The organism is Ureibacillus galli (genome assembly GCF_014836845.1).
Taxonomy (GTDB): domain Bacteria; phylum Bacillota; class Bacilli; order Bacillales_A; family Planococcaceae; genus Ureibacillus; species Ureibacillus galli.
In genome coordinates this window covers 1-4,930 of sequence record NZ_JACSQA010000056.1, presented here as the reverse complement: position 1 = coordinate 4,930, position 4,930 = coordinate 1, and the positions used below count along the sequence as shown (strand labels likewise).

Sequence of the window (4,930 nt, the reverse complement as noted above, 5' to 3'; positions counted from 1 at the left end):
AGTTCATTGAAGAAAATAGAAAAACCCCGAATAGGTCCACTTTTTTTAAAGTGTCCACTATTTGGGGTTCAGTTCACTTAGTGAATACCTGATCTTTTTTATCAAATTAATATATTTGAAAATTCCCCTAATAGATGAAGTTATTTCTTTTCATTCCTTTTTAGAGATATTCCTCTCCCATTTCTAGCTTTAAACAAAAATTGTTCTTAAAAGTATTAAATTATACCTTATATCATTAATTATTTTGGATGTAACATAAAATACTATCGTTATTTATCTAAAGGAATTAACTATTGGAAATGATAGGAAAAAATAAAGATTGAAAAAACTATTTATTAGATTTATAATTGGAATATATTACAAGAGGAGGGATTTGTTTGAAACTTGGTAAATTTTTATTAGGTAGTGCTGCGTTATTTACTACATTATTTGCATCTAACTCAGCATTTGCTAGTAGTGGGGACTCTGTTCTAGTTGAACAAAATAACCAACCGAATGTATCAATCATTACACCTATGGATGCAGGACAATGGGATCAAATTGGCCAACAAACTTTTACTGGTATTACTGGTTTAACAACGTTAACAACTCAGAAATTTAATTCATATGGTGGAGATTTCCGAACATCATTCCATTATCAAGAACAAAACCTGAGGGTTCAATTATGGGAGTATGATCCAGATAATGCTGATGACCTTGTTAAAGATTGGCAAACTGTTTATGGCCATGGTGGTGGTCTTGATTTCAGAAGTATAGGAAGTTTCGTAGATGGTACTGATGGAAAAGCTGAATTTTACCTTGTAATTAAAACTACAGATTCTACTCCTTCGCAACGTGGTTTACAAGTTACAGCGTATGATTAATCATAAATAGAATATTGTTAGATACAAAAGAAAAAACATAAACGACCAGGCTCACGAATCATGTGACCTGATCGTTTTTATTTGGTTGAAATATATACGAACTGTTGAAATTTTTAAACTAAATTTTCTACAAAAACCATCTAAAAACAGGGAAATCATATTTAAAACCGTTAAAACAAAAAATTAAAAAAAAAGAGTAATACAGACCACCTGTTTACTCTTTTGACCTCAATTTATCCGCAGAATTATTTTTTGTATTGAACTTATTTACCTGAGCTGATTTTAATGACCTTAAAAAGCTTGGTAAATCAGAATTATTTACCGTATTTAATCTCATTTTGATTCAACTTATTTCTAACGATGAATTTGACAAGGTGGGGGTCGCAGGTTCGAACCCTGTCGAGACCATATTGCCGAAAGCCTTTAATATTAAGGGTTTTCGGTTTTTAAATTTGTGCTTTAAAATACCTATTTATATAGTTTTTCTATACTAATGCAACCAATGTACGTTTTTTAGTAATTTTCACCATTATTAGCGATGTACAACATATCAACTATCTGATTCCTTGTATTAACTTAAATAACTGTCCTTTCACTAACACCACTCCTCAATCAATCATTCTTTCTTATTTTGCCGCCATTTAGAACATTCGTTCTTAATTTAACAATAAGAAAATCCAGGAAGTTAAATAACCTGACCTGGATTAAGGTATTCAATAGCCACTTTATCCCCCACTGTAAAATATAAAAAGCATAACGTAGATCTATTTTAAACTTCATTATTTATTTACTTCTTCCACAATAGCGCTGATTGTAGAAGAACGAAAATTACACACTTACTAAGTTTTTCTCCTTATTTAAAATCGCAACTGTTTGTATAAGTGCATTTCTCACAAATATTTTCTATGCAGTTCATTTTACTTTAGATTTCTTGGATTATTTCTTTTAAAAATTGTTTCCTCTTCTCGTCTGTTGTTAAGTTAACTCCAGAAAAATGAATCCATTTAGTGTGTTCATTTTTAATTCCCAGGTCAGCTAGAGTTCGGTTAATAAAGACTCCCTGAATAGCATTTCCTCCCTCAGATTCAATATAATTTTTATCCGTTGTAGAAGTTGAGATGACAAGTGTTTTTTCTATATTTGTCAATAAACCTTTCAGAGTATTTGTTTTTTTATCCTCTTGGAAAGCGAAGCCACTAAGCATTACTTTATCAATAAATCCTTTTAAAATAGCAGGTAAGTCCCACCACCAGACAGGAAAAATAAAAATCAACTCAGTTGCCTGGCTTAATTTTTTTTGATATTCCTTAACTAATTTGTAGGGCGTTTCTCCTCTATTAAATTGCGCTAATTCTTCAGCTGTAAAAACGGGATTAAACCCATCTTTATAAAGATCAATAACTTGAACTTTTTCTTCCTTAGCTTCTAAGTCTTTCATGATAGAGGTTAAAATTGCATGATTATAGCTTCCTTCCCATGGATGTGCATAGACAATTGTTTTCATTATTAATCACCCTTCTCCCTTATTTGCATCATATTTTAATGTACATTGATTTTATTGTATGCTATAACATTCTACTAGTACGGTAATTTAAGTGAGATACTAACCTAAAGGAGAGTGCCAAATGGAAAAAGAATCTTATGTATTAAATGGTAATTTGAAGGATACTGGTTTTGGATATACTTTGTCATTAATTGGTGGGAAATACAAAATGACAGTTTTATATGCTTTATATTTAAACAATAACCCTATTCGCTATAACCAGTTAAAACGGATGCTTGGCAATATTTCTTTTAAAACATTAACCAATACACTAAAGGAACTTGAGAGTGATCAACTAATTAATCGAAAAGAATATCCTCAAGTACCTCCAAAAGTAGAATATAGTTTATCGGAAAAGGGCTTATCACTGATTCCTGTATTAGATGCAATTTGCTATTGGGGAGAAGATCAATTGAATAAAGGAAAAGAAGTCACGTTAAAAGTGAACAATAACTAAGAAGCTGCCTGTCAGCAGCCTGGATATACATACATATCAACCTCTATAGTTGTACCTGTTAAATAGCGGAGTCAATAATTTCTTTATTCACTTATCTTTAATTTTACAAAGTTTAGTGTTGCTCTACCATAGCTCCTGATTAATGAGGATTGCTATTCATCATAAGCTCTGTAATCTCAAACAATCATACCCCCGTTCTAAATTTAGGACGGGGGTAAAAATATAGTTGTTTAATCTTTGATGTAAGATACTTCACAATACTAACTTAAGTCTAGTCTTACAGGGGCATTTCTAACTATTTACAATGAATTGATGGACTTTGTCTAGGTCCACATTTCCGCCAGAGATAACAGTTACGATGTTTTTACCTTGAATGTTTAGTTTATTGAACATAGCTGCTGCGATCGTTACGGCTGCCGATGTTTCTATTAGTTGTTTCGTACGTTCCATGACGAAACTAAAGGACTGACGAATTTCATCTTCACTCACAAGGACAATATCGTCTAGATATTTCATAAGTACAGGGAAGGTAAGGTCACCTGGCTGGTTAGTTCTTAAACCGTCCGCAATGGTCTGACTTGCGGGAATTGTGGTGATTTTTTTACTTTGTAATGATAGGTATGTATCACTAGCAAGCTCAGGTTCTACCCCAATTACTTTTATTTGGGGGTTAGTTTCTTTAATGGCTGTTAGGATTCCCGATATAAGTCCACCACCACCAATCGGGACAATGATTGCATCAACATTATCCACCTGTTCCAAAATTTCTAATCCAATAGTTCCCTGCCCTGCCATAATCAATGGGTCGTCATAAGGTGGAATGTATACGCCGTTTTCTTGATTTGCAATCGCCTTTGCTCTTGGTATACGTTCTCCAGAAGTATTACCCCACATTTCCACCTTACCATCGTAAGCTTGGATTGCGTTAACCTTACACTTACTAACGTTTTCAGGGACTACAATGGTTGCCGGAACTCCGTATTTTTTGGCAACATAAGCAACCGCTTGACCGTGATTACCTGATGATGCTGCTGTTACAAACTTCGCACCATTTTCAATCGCATGAATAACTTTATTACTTGCTCCTCGTATTTTAAATGAACCTGTTTTTTGTAAATGCTCTGATTTTAAAAACATCTGATTCCCACATATTTTAGAAAGTTTCCTTGATTGTAAAATCGGTGTTACATACGCTATATCGCTAATTCGTTCTCTGCCATCTTTCACATCTTTTAAAGAAATCATGTTGTTAATCCCTCCTTTTTAACTGCAATAACAAAATCAATCTCAATCGGTGTGTTGCTAGGAAGCTCTGCTACCCCAACCGCCGAGCGAGCATGAAGTCCTTTTTCATCAAATATCTTCTCGAGTAATTCAGAAGCTGCATCAAGGATTTTGGAAGGTTCATTAAACCCTGGTGCAGTTTGTACATAGCCAGTTACCTTTAATACTTGCTCCACGTTGTCAAGACTGCCTATAGCTGCTTTTAAACTACTAAGCCCTTTTAACACACAGAACTCCGCAAGTTCCTGAGCCTGTTCGACTGTAACATCTCTGCCCACTTTACCTATATAAGGAACGTCACCATTAATTCTAGGAACTTGTCCACTAATATAAGCCACTCCATTATGAATCATAACGGAAACATAACTATACAAAGGGGCAACAGCATCAGGTAGCTCTAAACCTAATTCTTCCAAACGACGTTCAATGGCACTCATATCAAAAACTCCATTCGCAATGTTAATTAAGTTAAAAATATACTTATAAACTAACTATTCCAAATTACACATTGAAAACCCTTCTTGTATAGAAAATGAATTTTTATTACATTAACCTTCCCTGTTTGTTGAAAAAGAGGACTTACTTTTTTAAGTTACCTTATTGTAAATTAAACAATTTAATTATCCCTATCCACCTGCAAAAATACATTCATTAAAATTTTCATCATAAATATTCGATTGTTTTCTCAATGTTATTCCACAATATAGCCCGATCGTAATATGAGGTTAGCCAGATTTTTCTGGTTGACCTTTTTCGTTTAGGTCTTATTATAACGGTAGTCGG

At 33.5% G+C, this 4,930-nt stretch carries 5 protein-coding genes; 2 read left to right on the top strand and 3 right to left on the bottom strand.

Features of this window, described 5'->3' with window-relative positions:
* Positions 1 to 377: 377 nt before the first annotated feature.
* Positions 378 to 863, top strand: a complete 486-nt coding sequence (locus tag H9636_RS18720; protein WP_191709068.1) for a hypothetical protein — start codon at positions 378 to 380, stop codon at positions 861 to 863.
* Positions 864 to 1,785: 922 nt separating this feature from the next.
* Here H9636_RS18720 and H9636_RS18715 read toward each other — a convergent pair.
* Entirely contained in the window at positions 1,786 to 2,367 is a 582-nt protein-coding gene (locus tag H9636_RS18715) for an NAD(P)H-dependent oxidoreductase (RefSeq protein ID WP_191709067.1), read from the bottom strand.
* Between the two features lie 121 nt (positions 2,368 to 2,488).
* Here H9636_RS18715 and H9636_RS18710 point away from each other — a divergent pair, with 121 nt between their 5' ends.
* Positions 2,489 to 2,863, top strand: coding sequence for a winged helix-turn-helix transcriptional regulator (locus H9636_RS18710; protein ID WP_191709066.1), 375 nt, complete (start codon positions 2,489 to 2,491; stop codon positions 2,861 to 2,863).
* Positions 2,864 to 3,154: 291 nt separating this feature from the next.
* Here H9636_RS18710 and H9636_RS18705 read toward each other — a convergent pair whose 3' ends face one another.
* Together H9636_RS18705 and H9636_RS18700 are read right to left on the bottom strand one after the other, a co-directional pair.
* Positions 3,155 to 4,108, bottom strand: coding sequence for a threonine ammonia-lyase (locus H9636_RS18705; protein ID WP_191709065.1), 954 nt, complete (start codon positions 4,106 to 4,108; stop codon positions 3,155 to 3,157).
* Positions 4,105 to 4,584: a RidA family protein gene (locus H9636_RS18700; protein ID WP_191709064.1), complete on the bottom strand. Its 480-nt coding sequence runs from the start codon at positions 4,582 to 4,584 to the stop codon at positions 4,105 to 4,107. The genes H9636_RS18705 and H9636_RS18700 overlap by 4 nt, the downstream gene beginning before the upstream one ends.
* Positions 4,585 to 4,930: the final 346 nt, after the last annotated feature.